The organism is Hwanghaeella grinnelliae, from assembly GCF_004005845.1.
GTDB classification, from domain to species: domain Bacteria; phylum Pseudomonadota; class Alphaproteobacteria; order UBA8366; family Aestuariispiraceae; genus Hwanghaeella; species Hwanghaeella grinnelliae.
Genome location: NZ_SADE01000001.1, coordinates 1,467,745 through 1,481,435 on the forward strand (window position 1 = coordinate 1,467,745; position 13,691 = coordinate 1,481,435).

Annotated in this window: 12 protein-coding genes; 5 read left to right on the plus strand and 7 right to left on the minus strand. The window is 59.9% G+C overall.

Annotation, left to right across the window (positions count from 1 at the left end; translation table 11 throughout):
• Window positions 1–101 precede the first annotated feature (101 nt).
• Window positions 102–488 (plus strand): bacteriohemerythrin, encoded by a 387-nt coding sequence (locus tag EOI86_RS06750; RefSeq protein WP_161973728.1) that lies wholly within the window; start codon window positions 102–104, stop codon window positions 486–488.
• A gap of 190 nt (window positions 489–678) precedes the next feature.
• Window positions 679–1,044: a hemerythrin domain-containing protein gene (locus tag EOI86_RS06755; protein WP_127764331.1), complete on the plus strand. Its 366-nt coding sequence runs from the start codon at window positions 679–681 to the stop codon at window positions 1,042–1,044.
• 49 nt (window positions 1,045–1,093) lie between these two features.
• On the opposite strand, the gene EOI86_RS24530 is transcribed toward EOI86_RS06755, so the two are convergent.
• From EOI86_RS24530 to EOI86_RS06775, 4 genes are all read right to left on the minus strand, one after another.
• Window positions 1,094–1,774, minus strand: coding sequence for a substrate-binding periplasmic protein (locus EOI86_RS24530; protein ID WP_161973729.1), 681 nt, complete (start codon window positions 1,772–1,774; stop codon window positions 1,094–1,096).
• Window positions 1,775–1,956: 182 nt separating this feature from the next.
• Window positions 1,957–3,156, minus strand: a complete 1,200-nt coding sequence (locus tag EOI86_RS06765) for an efflux RND transporter periplasmic adaptor subunit (protein ID WP_127764333.1) — start codon at window positions 3,154–3,156, stop codon at window positions 1,957–1,959.
• A gap of 4 nt (window positions 3,157–3,160) precedes the next feature.
• A complete protein-coding gene (locus EOI86_RS06770; RefSeq protein ID WP_127764334.1) occupies window positions 3,161–5,536 on the minus strand; it encodes an ABC transporter permease in 2,376 nt (791 codons plus the stop codon).
• Window positions 5,530–6,318 carry an ABC transporter ATP-binding protein gene (locus EOI86_RS06775; RefSeq protein WP_127764335.1) on the minus strand — a complete coding sequence of 263 codons (789 nt, stop codon included), beginning with the start codon at window positions 6,316–6,318 and terminating at the stop codon, window positions 5,530–5,532. The genes EOI86_RS06770 and EOI86_RS06775 overlap by 7 nt, the downstream gene beginning before the upstream one ends.
• A gap of 269 nt (window positions 6,319–6,587) precedes the next feature.
• Between EOI86_RS06775 and EOI86_RS06780 the strand changes: the two genes are divergently transcribed.
• The 3 genes from EOI86_RS06780 (at window position 6,588) to EOI86_RS06790 (ending at window position 9,550) form a co-directional block, all read left to right on the plus strand.
• The gene (locus EOI86_RS06780; RefSeq protein ID WP_127764336.1) at window positions 6,588–7,400 is read left to right on the plus strand and encodes a substrate-binding periplasmic protein; all 813 of its coding nucleotides are present in this window, start codon (window positions 6,588–6,590) and stop codon (window positions 7,398–7,400) included.
• A gap of 150 nt (window positions 7,401–7,550) precedes the next feature.
• Window positions 7,551–7,985 (plus strand): universal stress protein, encoded by a 435-nt coding sequence (locus EOI86_RS06785; RefSeq protein WP_127764337.1) that lies wholly within the window; start codon window positions 7,551–7,553, stop codon window positions 7,983–7,985.
• 14 nt (window positions 7,986–7,999) lie between these two features.
• Window positions 8,000–9,550 carry an alanine/glycine:cation symporter family protein gene (locus EOI86_RS06790; RefSeq protein WP_240035579.1) on the plus strand — a complete coding sequence of 517 codons (1,551 nt, stop codon included), beginning with the start codon at window positions 8,000–8,002 and terminating at the stop codon, window positions 9,548–9,550.
• Between the two features lie 62 nt (window positions 9,551–9,612).
• Here EOI86_RS06790 and EOI86_RS06795 read toward each other — a convergent pair whose 3' ends face one another.
• The 3 genes from EOI86_RS06795 to EOI86_RS06805 form a co-directional block, all read right to left on the minus strand.
• Window positions 9,613–10,467: a hypothetical protein gene (locus tag EOI86_RS06795; protein WP_127764338.1), complete on the minus strand. Its 855-nt coding sequence runs from the start codon at window positions 10,465–10,467 to the stop codon at window positions 9,613–9,615.
• A gap of 121 nt (window positions 10,468–10,588) precedes the next feature.
• Entirely contained in the window at window positions 10,589–12,196 is a 1,608-nt protein-coding gene (locus tag EOI86_RS06800; protein ID WP_127764339.1) for a DHA2 family efflux MFS transporter permease subunit, read from the minus strand.
• 11 nt (window positions 12,197–12,207) lie between these two features.
• Entirely contained in the window at window positions 12,208–13,548 is a 1,341-nt protein-coding gene (locus EOI86_RS06805; protein WP_127764340.1) for an HlyD family secretion protein, read from the minus strand.
• Between the last annotated feature and the right edge of the window lie 143 nt (window positions 13,549–13,691).

Sequence of the window (13,691 nt, forward strand, 5' to 3'; positions counted from 1 at the left end):
ACTAGGCAAACGCTTGGCGACCGTTGTAGACAGAGTTATGCGTCAAACAGGGTGTTTTCCGACCGGTGCCTTCTAACCGTCCTCCCCAAGGTAGTTTCTTTGTGCCCCGCGCAGGCAAGATCGGCATCGCGCAAATCGATGCCGATCACCAGGATATCGTGGAGGCATTGGAAGCGCTTCGTCAGCATTTGGACGATGCGGCATACGACCCGGTGGCGAAGTTGCAGGAATTGGTCGCGCTTCTAACGGCCCATTTCCGGCGGGAGGAAGACCTGATGCGTCAGGCTGAGTATCCCCAAGCCGACCGGCATGCCTATCATCACGCAAAGACTATTGTCGAAATTCAGGATGTCGTGTCCCGTGTTGATAGTAGTGGCGACGTCGATATCGTGGATCTTCGCAGCCTCTACAAGGTGTTGATCGACGACATCTTTCCGGCGGACCTTCATTTTCAAGAATATTTGGTTGGAATTGGCCGCCTGAAATAGGCCGGCATCAGGGCCTAAACCATCCCCGTTCTGTTGTTCGATTGAAAACTAATTGCATTTCCATGATTGAAGTTAATTCAGGAAAAACTAATGTATTATTCTGTGGAACATTTGCGGGGTAGTCATGGACCGGTCAAACTCTGGGCGTATTCGAGGATCGTTTTTCATTCCGAGAAGTGGAATGGTCGGCGTGCAGGAAATTGACGACGACCATCAAAGCGTTGTCGACGCCCTTGAAGAGGTGAGGATTCATCTCGAAAACAGTGAGTATTCCCATGTCAAGAAAACGCGGGAAATCACACAAACCCTTCTATCCCATTTCAGGCATGAAGAAGACCTGATGCGGCATGTGGACTATCCCCACACGGAAGCGCACTGCATTCACCACGATCAAACTTTGGGACACATTTATCGTATCGTCGGAAACGCCGAACTGCAGGAAACCGTGACGTTGGGCGATCTGCGCGATCTGTACCGGACGCTGCTGGACGATATTTTCTCAGCCGATATGAACTTTCATAAATACTTGCTGGAAACGAACCGGCTCCGCAATTGAGCATCCCTGCGCGTACACGGCCCAGCCGTCGCGGCCCCACATTTTTCCGTCATTGGGTTAGAATTTCCTGGTCCGACCGTATGGGTGACAGCTTTTGAAGCGCCGCGTTGAGCTGGGGCAGTTTCGCCGCGCATGGGGAGTTCCGCGAAAATGCCATGTGGACCGGCAGGCTCACGTTTGCCCCTGGCAGATTTTCAAAATCCTTGGATCGATAGTCGTGGGATTTATGGAGTAACTGTCGAAAGACCCCCAGTGGTCCGACAACGAAATCCACGCGGCCGGCATTCAGCATTTCGAAAAGCGATGCGGGCGAGGAAGTCTCAAACAGTTGACCACCTTGTCGCCGAATTTCGTTCAGTGGGGGAGGGATTCTGGCACCGAGCAGGGTGCCACCGACCTTTCCCTCCAAATCGGCGACCGAGGTATAAGGGAAGCTGCGTCCCGCGCGAACAAGTATGCCATGTATGTCCCGAGTCCAGGGAACGGTGTAGGCATAGACTTTACTGCGCTTGTCGCTCTTGAGGATCGTGTGAACAAGGTCGAGTTTTCCGTTTCGCAGCTGCTTCAGAACCCGTTTCCACGGTTCCGGCGCGACGATCACAGGCTCAATGCCGATGGACTTCAGTGCCTGCAATGCCAGCGCGCGGCCTTGCTCGATAACGGTATTAATGCCGATCGTGCGGGGCGCTAAGGCTGTGCTGATCTGTGGCCCCGATATGCGCGCGCTCACACAATCCGCCGCTACGGCGGGGGCTGCCAATCCTGTAACGGCAACTCCTAGAGTGCAGAGTACGAGGAAACGGACTTTCACGAGGGAACTCCAGCGGTTCGTATGTTCCGCTTTTTCTCGTAATATTAGTAACCGATAAATAAACGGGTTACAATTGGTCCGCCCAGTCGGATGCCTCGCCGCTAGCGCATTTCGATCAGGCTGCCTTCGGCAACAGTGTCCGGCGGGTTCATAATGACCGCGTCTCCTTCGGCAAGCCCGCCAAGGACCTGCGCCTTTTCCGCGTTCCGGTGGCCGAGTTCGACCGTCCGGAGCACGGCCTTTCCGTCGACCGCTTGGAATACCGCCCAAGACGTACCGGACCTGAAAAGGGCCGCGGTCGGAACGGCCAGGTCCTCCACATCGTGCAGAAAGATCGAAACATCGACACGGTAGCCATGGCCCAGGCGCTTCCATTCTTCGGCTGGGTCGGCGATATCGAGCAGCACGTCAACGCGCTGTTCTTCAATGCCCAGTGCCGAAACCTTGGTATAGCCGAAGGGTTCAACACGCCGAACCACGGCGCGCAGCGGCCCGCCGCCCCAACCGTCGACGCGGGCGGCCAGGCCCGGTTTCACCAAGACGGCGTCCTCGGACAGCAGGTCGACCCGGATTTGCAGGTCCTTCGGGTCGCCGATCTCAATAATGCCGTTGCCGGGCGCCAAACTGGTTTCGCTTTCTTCGATCACCTGAAGGACTTCGCCGTCGACCGGCGCACGCAGCACCAGACACTCGCAACTGCCGCCATCATCCGACGGCGCCGTGGGGGAGACGAGCTTTGCTTCGGCCACTTCCAATTCATGCTGACTTTGATCCCGCCGCGCTTGGGCGGTCAGCAAATCGGCGGCCGCCACACGATAGGCGCGCTCCGCCTCATCCAGGCGCTGTTTCGGCACCGTGCCGCGCGTGAACAGGCTGCGGCTGCGCTCCAATTCAGTTGATGTAAATTCCTCTTCCGCCTGGGCGCGTTTCCATTCCGCATCGGCCAAGGTCTTGGCGGCTTTCGCGACTTCAACCGCCGCGCGGGCTTCCGCTTCCGTGCGGACATCCAGAAAAACCGGCGCTGAGGGTTCGATCCGCGCCAACTCGGTCGCACCGGCTTTCACCTTGTCGCCGACTTCAAGCCCGACCCGCATCAGGCGGCCCGCGACGGGGGCCGTAATCCGGTAGATTTCACGGACTTCCGCCTTGCCTTCATCGGTGACGGCAACGGTGATGCGATCCTTCTCTATCGTGGAAAGATCGACCGGTAAGGGTCTGGGAATAAATGCATAAACCAATCCCGCGATCAGGATCGCAGCGATGACGCCCCAGAATAAAACTCGGAACAATGCCGCTTTCATAAATCTACTCCCGCGTCTTCAAGACCGCGATCAGGTCGAGATGATCAAGCCGCCGGCGCACGATAAGGGCGCAGACGATGACGGTTGCCAGGATGATGACCGTGGCCAGACCGGCGGTTTGGTGCCGGATGATGAGAGGGATGCGGAACAATTCCGTCGCGAATTGTTCGGCGATATACCAGGACAGGATCGCGCCGCAGAGTATTCCCACCGGTACGGCAGCGACGGCCAGGATGCCGGTCTCACCCAACAGGATATAGGAAATCTCACCGCGGCCGAAACCCAGCACCCGCAAGGTCGCCAATTCGCGTGACCGTTCCGCTAGAGCGATGCGAAGCGTGTTATAGATGACGCCGAAGGCCAGGGTGCAGGAAAACACCGTGAAGATGCCGATGAAGACGTTCAGGTTCTTGTCCACGGTGGCATAGAACATATCGATGACGGCCTGCCGGAAGCCGACGGAACCGATTTTGGGCATTTCTTTCAAGGCGGCCAGGAACTCGGCCTTGAACGCCGGATCGACGCGAACCAGCAAGGTATTGATCTGCGGGCTTTCCAGCATCAAGTCGCTCAATGTGTCCAGATGCATGACGATCGGTGTGTCGATATAGGTCTCGAAAACCTCGACAACGGGCACTTGCACGACCGGCCGCCGCCCTTCCAGGATTTCCAAGGTCACGGTATCGCCGCGCCGGATGCCCAGGATGTCGGCCATGGTGGTGGAAATCGCCACGCCGCCCCGCGGAACCGGCAAGGGTCCCTTCTTGGCGTCGTGCAGCGGGGACAGCGTCGCGCCGTCCATACGGCCGATAATGCCTTGCCGGCGGGCGATGTTGCGGTATCGAATGCGCGCGGTAACGCCGCGCTGGCCTTCGACCACCATGACGCCCGGCAGGGCGGCTGCATCGTTCAACACGTTCAGCGGCGCGGCTTCGAACAGCGAAACGGTCGCGTCTTGATGACTGGCGCGGAAGAACTGATCCTCGATCATCTTGTCGACGGAATCGCCCCATTGCATCGCCAGGACCAGAACGGCGAGCGACAGCGCAATGCCCAACAGGGAAAAGCCCGTTTGCAGCGGCCAGCGGGCCAGACGCCGCAGGATCATGCGGGTCGGTTCGTCCATCCAGCGGGCAAAGGCGCTGGTGCTGAAACGAGTCCGTTTATAGATCGGCGGGGCCGGGGGACGCATCGCTTCCGCGGGCGGCAGTTGGACGGCGCGGCGCAGGGCGACGGCGCTACCGCCGACCGTGGCGGCGACGCAAACCAGCGCCGCGATCGCATAGGCCTGCGGGCCGGGCCGGTAGACCAGGAACGGGAACTGAAAGACCTCTGCATAGAGCGTCATGTTGAAGCGGCCTAGCCAGCTTCCGACAGCCGCGCCCACAAGGATGCCCAATCCGGTGATCGCCAGGACCATCTTCAAATAGTGCCATCCAACGGCCGCCGTGCTGTAGCCGAATGCCTTGAACAGGCCGATCTCCTCACGTTCCATCGCAATCACGCGGCCCATGATCATATTGGTCAGAAAGGCGGCGACGGCCATGAAGATCGCCGGCAGGGTAATCGCCATCGTGTGTTGCTGCTCGATCTCGTTTTGAACGAAGCGGTTGGACAATTGCAGATCCCGGCCATAGGCGCCGGCGCCGCCATAGCGCGCCAGCAGCGTGTCCAGGGCGTCGATCACCGGTTCGGGGTCGGTGCCGCGCGTCAGGGTGAGGGAGACCTCGTTGAAGGCGTTCTTCATGTCATAGGCGCCTTCCATGACTTCCCGGTTCATCCATAAAACGCCATAGCGCTCGTCATCCGGCATAATGGCGCCGGGCCCGATCAGATAGATGAATTCGGGCGACAGGGCGATGCCGACAACGGTCACCGTGCGCTTGCGGCCCTCCATCAAGACCGACACGCTGCCGCCCAGCGCAATGCCGTGCGATGCGGCGAAACGCTCGCCCAGAACAGCCTCGTCCTCCCGGCCTTGTTCGGGCAAGCGCCCGGCCCGAAGGACGATCCGGTTCAGGACGGGATTGCCATGGGTGGGTAGGGAGACGATCCGCGCACTCACCGGTTCCGGAAAGTCGGCGAAATCGACGGTGGCAAGGTCCACAATCCGGGTTTCCGCTTGCCGGACACCGGGGATCGTTTCGATACGATGGATCAACCTTTGCGGCGCCCGGGTCAGGCTGGCAAAGACGTTCGCCAAGCGGTTGCGTTCATAATAGGCATCCGTCGTATCGCGGAGGGCTTCTTCCGTTGTCAGTGAGGTGATGAGCAGCGCCGCGCCCGACGCGATGACCAAGGCGATGGCCAGGGCCTGGGCGCGCAGGCGCCACAGGTCGCGGAGAAGTTTCCTGTTCATCGCGGAGAGCAGGCCTACCATGTCATCTCCCGCGACGACTTTCGCGTCTCGTTCCGGTCGATCGAAACAATCCGCCCATCGGCGAGCCTGCAGGTTCTATCGGCCATTTCGGCGATGACCGCGTTGTGGGTGATGACGGCGGTCGTGGTGCCCAATTCGCGGTTCACGCGTTCCAGGGCTTCCAGGACCAGCATGCCGGTTTCGCTGTCCAGGGCCCCCGTCGGTTCGTCGCAAAGCAAAATGTCCGGCCGTTTTGCTATGGCACGGGCGATGGCGACACGCTGCTGCTCGCCACCCGACAATTGGGCGGGGAAGTGGTTCAGGCGCTCACCCAGGCCGACAAGGGACAGGGCTTCTTCGGGCGCGTAGGGATCGCGGGCGATTTCGGTCACAAGCGCGACGTTTTCGCGGGCGGTAAGGCTGGGGATCAGGTTGTAGAATTGAAAAACAAAGCCGACATGATTGCGGCGATAGCGGGTGAGGGCGGCGCTGGATTGGCCATCGATATCCTGTCCCCGGAACAGGACCTCGCCCGTGGTCGGCACATCCAATCCGCCCAAGATGTTCAGCAAGGTGGACTTTCCGCTGCCTGACGGTCCGAGCAGAACGACGAATTCACCCTCGAACAGATCCAGATCGACGTCGACCAGGGCGCGGACCTCAACCTCGCCCATCACATAGGTCTTGGTCAGGCCTCGGGCGGATAGGGCGACGGCGCGCCTATCGCCTCCAGGGCCCGTGGCCCGTTCGATTTCCGTTCCCGCATCGCTTTGCAACAGCATCACCAATCGCTGAAAGTTCATGCCGCCATCGCGTCGGAAAATTAAGGGGCGGGTTTGAACGACGCGGTAGGCACTTTATTCCAGCAACGACCGTGCCGGTATGATGTATGTCAATCAAGGCTGGCAAAGGACTATGATAGCGTTTGGGTCGGTCCAGCGTTCCAGCAAGCCTGCTGCTTATCGCGTAAGCCGTTGTGTACGTTGGGAAGAATTCATAAGGTTGGGCGCATTTCCGCGCAAAGAAAACGCCTCATTTAAGACCGGCACGCAGTGGCGAGGGAGGACGGCCTGTGAAATTGTTTCGGGGTATGATCGTCTTTTTGCTGCTCTGTATGGCCGGACCCGTCTGGGGCCAGGATCAGACGCAGAATTGGGACCATGACCTGCATGTCTCGCTGGCGACAGGGGACGACTATCCGCCTTTCACGGACGAGAGACTCCCCTATGGCGGATTTGCAACGCGGGTCGTGATGCGGGCCTTCCAATCGGCTGGGGTCCAGGTGGATTCGGTGATATGGCGGCCCTGGAACCGGGTCGGCGTGCTGACGCAGGAAAGCCAGGTCGACGCGGCCTTTCCCTATATCGTCACGCCCGAACGTGCGGAACAGTACCTGTTTTCCAAGCCGATATTCAGGAAAATCGACAGTGGTTGGCAGTGGTCGGGCTCCGGCCGCAGGATCGTCGACTTGAACGATCCAAAGGCTGTGGAAGGTTTGACCTTCTGTCTGCCGTTCGATTTCGCGGCCCCGGATTCGATCCGTAAACTGCTGCTGGAAAATCGAATTACGCTACAGCGTGCCGCGGATCTGGTCGGATGTTTCTCCATGCTGCATGTGGGCAGGGTCGACGTGACATTGGCGGGGCGGGACCAGGCGGCTGAAAGCATCGCCGAAATCGGCGTGCCGCGGGACGAGTTCCTGAGATCCAATCTGACCGCCGAAATCGAAGGGCGGTTGATCGTTTCGAAGGATCATCCGCACGGGCCCGAAATTATCGCGGCTTTCAACGCGGGATTGGAACGATTCGAGGCGACCACCGAATATGCGAAGCTGATGGTGGAATTTCGCATCACGGAAGCACCATTCCATTCCGACACGGATTGAACACCTAAATCCCGTTGCAACCATGACTTACACGTCTTTTGAGAATTCTTCTCAAAAAGAAGGCGCTGTCTTTGTTTCGTAATTTTCCTTGCGCGGTATTAAGATAGCGTCTTTCGTAAATGTTTTGGATTTACGGGTAGGGGAAAAGGAATGGCAAACGTACTAGTAGTGGGGTTCGATCCGAGCTCTGCGGGTGAGCGCGCCGTCGATTTCGCAATGGATCTTGCGAAACTGTCGGGTTCGGCGGTCATCATCGTGCACGTGTTGGAATGGTCGCCTTACAGCTTCCTGACGCCGGAAGAAATAGAAGAACGGCATGCCAGGCGCAAAGAGGAGCTCTCACGTGCGAAGGAATCCATCATCGATCCGTTGGTGAAGAAGCTGAGTGCGGGGGGCATCAGCGTCGAAACGTCCATTCGCTACGGCCATGTCGCCGAGACTTTGGGGGCGGTGGCCGAGGAAGCGGGGGCTTCCCAGATCATCATCGGCCGCACGGGCGGTCCGGGTATCGCATCCCGGCTGTTCGGTTCAGTTGCAGGGGCTTTGGCACAATCGTCGCCCGTGCCATGCACGATCGTGCCTTGATGGGGAGCTAAGATATGACCTTCAAAAACCTAATGAGTTGGCCGAGCGTGCTCGGCGCCGCGATGGCGCTTCTGCTGTCGTCTTCCGTCGCCCAGGCGGCGACGGTCGACGAAACCGTGAATGAAATTTTCGCGTCGTCGACCGGTTGGTTCGTCAGCCTGATCTTCTCGTCCTTCCCGGGAACGTCGTTCCCTTGGATCGTCGGTTGGCTGGTCGTGGCGGCGACTGTGTTCACGCTGTATTTCATGTTCATTCAGTTTCGCGGCTTCAGCCACGCGATCGCGCTGGTGAAGGGTGACTATTCAGACCCGAATGACGCCGGGGAAGTCAGTCACTTCCAGGCGCTTGCAACGGCGCTATCCGGCACAGTCGGTCTGGGCAATATCGCCGGTGTGGCGGTTGCCGTGGGGATCGGTGGTCCGGGCGCGACCTTCTGGATGATCTTGGCCGGCCTGATGGGCATGGCCTCGAAATTCACGGAGTGCACGCTGGGCGTCAAATACCGGAATGAATACGCCAACGGGACGGTGTCCGGCGGTCCGATGTACTATCTGACCAAGGGGTTCGCCGAACGCGGCATACCGGGCGGTAAGATTCTGGCCGTGTTGTTCGCTATTTTCTGTATCCTTGGTGCGCTCGGCGGCGGGAACATGTTCCAGGCCAACCAAGCACATCAACAGATCTCCGGCATTGTGGGCGAATATCCGGGTTGGATTACCGGGATCGTATTCGCGGGCGTGGTCTTCGCGGTCATCGTCGGCGGGTTGAAATCGATTGCCAGCGTCACCGAAAAGGTCGTGCCGTTCATGGGCATCATGTATGTCGCGGCGGCGTTGATCATTCTGTTGGTGAACTACGACAAGATCGGTTGGGCCATCGGTCAGATCTTCGAAGGCGCCTTTACCGGCCTGGGTGTTGCCGGCGGTTTCGTCGGGGCGTTGATCCAAGGCTTCAAGCGGGCGGCGTTCTCGAACGAAGCCGGTGTCGGCTCGGCCGCCATCGCGCACTCCGCGGTGCGGACGAAAGAGCCGATCACCGAAGGTCTCGTCTCCCTGCTGGAACCGCTCATCGATACGGTGGTCATCTGCACGATGACCGCCCTGGTGATCATCATCACCGGTCAGATGATGACCGATCCCGCGACGGGCAACTACATCGTCGAAGACGGCATGATCGCAACGGTCGGCGGCGTGTCCGGCGTCGGTCTGACATCGGCGGCATTCGGATCGGCGATCAGTTGGTTCCCGTATGTCCTGGCGCTCGCAGTCGTACTCTTCGCCTTCTCGACCATGATTTCCTGGTCATACTATGGGCTGAAGGCCTGGACCTATCTGTTCGGGGAAGGGAAGGGCAAGGAAATCGCCTTCAAGGTGATCTTCTGCGTCTTCGTCGTCATCGGGGCGGCAGCCAATCTGGGCCCTGTGATTGACTTCTCCGACGCCGCGATTTTCGCGATGGCGGTGGTCAACATCATCGGGCTGTACTTCCTGATGCCGATCGTGAAGCGGGAATTAGACAGTTATTTGTCTCGCCTGCAATCGGGTGAAATCAAGAAGTTCAAGTAAACCTTTAAAGCGTCACAATAGGGGCCGGGCATCATTCGCCCGGCCCTTTTTTGTGGTCGAAGTCACTCCAACTGGTCCGCGATGGCGCGGCCGGTGATGATCATCATCGGAATGACGCCGCCGGCGAAACGGCGCATGGTTTCCAGCAACGCGGTTTGGCCGGCAAGGTCGGGGACGGGGTCGATCAGGCGCGCAAGGCGGGCCGCTTCTTCATCCATTGCCTGTTCGACACGCGTGACGGCGGCGGTCATGGTGCCGTCCCGGAAAAGCGGTTCAAGGCCGACATGGAGAACCGCCAGATAGGCGGGCCAGTTCGTCAGATGCCGATACAGGCTCGGCACGACGGGATCGAGTTGGTCCGTATCCCCGAAGCGCAGATCATTCAAAAGGTACCGAACCGATGGCTCCATATCCGCGGGGGCCGTCATGGGCGGGATGGCGCGCGCGATGGCGGGCGGCGGCGACCAGTCGGCCGCGGCGGCGGGCGCTGCTTCGCGCGGTTGGTCGCTGTCGAGGCGGGCAAGCAGCACCTTCACCCCCAGCATGTTGACGGGGTTGGCGCGGTTATAGGCCTCCGCCAGCGCTTGGATCGTTTCCGCGTCTTCCGGCGCGATACCAAGCAGGGACCGGGCCCGTGGGGCCACCTTCGGAAGCAGTTTTCGGGGCGACTCTGCTTTGGCGACGCGCCAGGCGGCATCGGGCAGACGGCCGTCGGCGAAGAGGGGCCCAAGGGCGGTCCAACAGGCTTCAAGTAGGCCGGGATGCGTTGCGATGTGCCGCCAGATGAGGGCGGCGATCGGCGTCGCGGCACCCTGGCGCAGGCCGTCATAAACAGCCCGGACCGATGCGGGGGCCTCCGCCTCCAGCAGTTCGGGCAGGTTGTTCGCCGGTTGCGGCGTGTCGTCACGATGCGGCATTTGGGTCTCCGGTCCGGGCGGGTGTTTCCCGTGCATTCAAAGTGAAAATACCCGCAAGCAGCGCCGGATGGCAGCCCGTCAAACGGCAAGTCAGATGTGAACCGCGGCGCGGGCTGCCGCGTCAGTGTCCTGCCCCACCGCCGCCTGACTTGGCCTGCCGCATCAAGGGTGTCGCGGCGACCAGCACGACGAAAATGACGGTGATCGCCAGGAAAACGTCGGCGAAGGCCATCACATTGGCTTGTTGACGCACCATCAGGGACATCTGTTTCAAGGCTGCCGTGTCGGCGAGGGAGCCCAGGCCGGCGAACCCCTGTGTGATGGTCGCTAGCGTGCCTTCCGCCGTTTCGTTCCCCCAGGTCAGGTGTTCCTTCAGACGGAACAGATGCAGGTCCAACCGGTTGTTCAGGATCGTATTGATCACCGCCAGTCCGACAGCGCCACCCAGATTGCGCATCACGTTGAACAGGCCGGATGCGTTCTTCACCGCTGACATCGGCAAGGTTCCGAGCGACAGGTTCGTGATCGTCACCATGCACAGCATCAAGGAACAACCGCGCAGCACCTGGGGCACGAACAATTCCCAGAAATCCCATTCGGCGGTGATTTTGGATGCTTCCCAGGTCCCCAATCCGAAACCCAGAAAGCCGACGGCGACCATGATGCGGGGGTCGATCTTTGCCGCGAGGCGGCCGGCGAAGGGGGCGGTCAGGAACATGCAGATGCCGGTGACGAACATCGTTTCGCCGATCATCAGGGCGGAATAGCCGCGCACTTGGGCGAGGTAGAGCGGATACAAATAGGTCAGACCGTAGAGGCCGATACCCATGACGAAACCGAAGGACGCCCCGGTCGCAAAATTGCGGTTCGCGAAGGCGCGCAGGTCGACAATCGGATCCTTGGCCGTAAACACCCGGGCGAAGAAAACCAAGGCGCAGGCGGCGCAGAACGCGGAAAAGGCAACGATCATCCCGTCGTCGAACCAATCGTCGCCGGGGCCTTCCTCAAGCACGAATTCAAGACTGCCCAGAAATCCCGCCATGGACAGCAGGCCAATCCAGTCGAACCGGTCCAGAAGCTTCAGGTCCGGTTCGTCGAAGTCCACCAATGTGATGGTCGCGACGGTCACCAGAATGCCAGGCACAATGTTGACCAGGAACAGCCAGTGCCAGGAAAACAGTTCCGTTAGATAACCACCGATGGTCGGACCGATGGTCGGCGCCAGGGTCGCGACAAGCCCGATCATGGGGGAAACGATGGGCTGTTTGCTGCGCGGGAACACCGTATAGGCGGCCGCGAAGACAGCGGGGATCATTCCGCCGCCAATGAAACCCTGCAGCGCCCGATAGACGATCATCTCGTCGATCGAGGTCGCGGTCGCGCACAGGAAACTGGTGGCCGTGAAACCCGCGGCCGAAACGGCAAAAAGCCAACGGGTCGAAAAAGCGCGCGAGAGGAAACCCGAAAGGGGGATCATCACGACCTCGGCGATCAGATAGGCGGTCTGCACCCAGGAAATCTCGTCCGCGCTTGCCGAGAGACCCGCTTGGATGTCGGTCAGGGAGGCGGAAACGATCTGGATATCCAGGATCGCCATGAACATCCCCAAGACCATGGCCAGGAAGGCGATGAGTTTTCTGGGAGAAATCGGTGGGTCGGCAACGGGTGCGGCGCCAGCAGGGACACCGGCTGGGGCGCTGGAGGGGGAGGCAGGGGAAGTATCGGTCATTTCACTACGCCCTATTCCCCGCCCCGGCTGTCGAAACTGACTTCTACGGACATGCCGGGCCGCAGCACCGCTTCGGACCCTTTGCCTTCGCTACCGTCGTTTCCATCCGGGATAAGCCGGATCCGGACCGGCAGACGCTGAACGATCTTTGTGAAGTTTCCGGTCGCGTTTTCCGGTGGCAGTAGGCTGAAAAGCGATCCCGAAGCGGGGGAGATGCTTTCCACCGCACCCTTGAAGACGCGATCAGGATAGGCATCGACGGTGATGTCGACCGGCGTGCCGGGACGCAGGCCCGCAAGCTGCGTTTCCTTGAAATTGGCATCGATATGGATGTCGCGCAGCGGCACAATGGCGGCCAGCCGTGTTCCGGGCTGGACCAGTTGGCCAACCTCGACGGATTTGTTGCCGACGACGCCATCGACTGGGGCGTGGATGACCGTGTATTGCAGGTCGCGCCGGGTCTGGGCCAATTCGGTCTGCAAGCCGTTCAGGCTGCGCTCCGCTTCCACACGTTGTGCGTCGAAGACCGAAATATCGGCTTGGGCCGTGGCATGTTGCGCGCGGGCGGCGTTGAGGGCGGCGCGCGCCTTGTCACGGGCGGCAAGGGCATCGTCTTCGGCTTGCCTGCTGGCGAAATTGGTTTTTGCCAGTTTCGCCTGACGTTGATAGGCGGCGTTCGCGCGATCCAGCTCAGCCTTGGCGCTTTCGATACCGGCCATTGCTTCGCGCACGACGCTTTGGGCGGCAATCGTCTGAACGTCGATCCGTGCGACGGTGGCCTGTTGAACCGCAATCTTGTCCTCGACTGCCTGGACCGCTAGCCGGTAGTCGCCGTCTTCGATCCGGGCGATGACATCTCCGGCTTGGACGGATTGGTTCTCACGCACCGGGACGGCATCGACATATCCGGTAACCTTGGAGGACAGAACGGACATATCCGCGCCCACATAGGCATCGTCGGTCGACTCGATGAAACGGCCGACCGTCCACCAGGAATGGCCTTCATATCCGCCGACGCAGAGCAGGGCGGCCAAAACCAGCAATCGGATGCCTTTCCGCAGGGGGCTGGCTTTTTTCTTGGCTGTCTCTGCTTCGTCAGGCGGCTTTGCGCTGGAACCAGCCTGATTTTGGGCCGGGGAGGTGGCCTCGCCAGTGGGAGTGGTATCCGCTGGGGGCCGTTCCATAGGTGCGGGAGGGACCGTTTCCTTAAGGCCTTCTGCGCGGCGGGACCAGACTGCGGAGTGTTCCGCTTCCGGTTGAACCGGGTGCCGTTCTTCGGCCGTTAATGTCGGATGGGGGCGGCTTAACTGGTCTTCGGTTTTCGCGACCGTCTTTGGGGGTGTTGAATTCATAATGACTTTCCTGAAATAGATTGACCGAACGGTTCGGTCATACCATATAGATAGTGTTGACCGAACGGTTCGGTCAATAGAGTAGCGAACAAATTTTTTGCGGTCGGGCATCCGGGGTCGAATCCGGCATGTTGTTTAATTGG

Coding starts and splice junctions, on each gene's coding strand:
- EOI86_RS06770 (WP_127764334.1), bottom strand. CDS start 5,536: ATGGTAGGCCTGCTCTCCGCGATGAACAGGAAACTTCTCCGCGACCTG.
- EOI86_RS06795 (WP_127764338.1), bottom strand. CDS start 10,467: ATGCCGCATCGTGACGACACGCCGCAACCGGCGAACAACCTGCCCGAA.
- EOI86_RS06785 (WP_127764337.1), top strand. CDS start 7,551: ATGGCAAACGTACTAGTAGTGGGGTTCGATCCGAGCTCTGCGGGTGAG.
- EOI86_RS06775 (WP_127764335.1), bottom strand. CDS start 6,318: ATGAACTTTCAGCGATTGGTGATGCTGTTGCAAAGCGATGCGGGAACG.
- EOI86_RS06765 (WP_127764333.1), bottom strand. CDS start 3,156: ATGAAAGCGGCATTGTTCCGAGTTTTATTCTGGGGCGTCATCGCTGCG.
- EOI86_RS06800 (WP_127764339.1), bottom strand. CDS start 12,196: ATGACCGATACTTCCCCTGCCTCCCCCTCCAGCGCCCCAGCCGGTGTC.
- EOI86_RS06805 (WP_127764340.1), bottom strand. CDS start 13,548: ATGAATTCAACACCCCCAAAGACGGTCGCGAAAACCGAAGACCAGTTA.
- EOI86_RS06790 (WP_240035579.1), top strand. CDS start 8,000: ATGACCTTCAAAAACCTAATGAGTTGGCCGAGCGTGCTCGGCGCCGCG.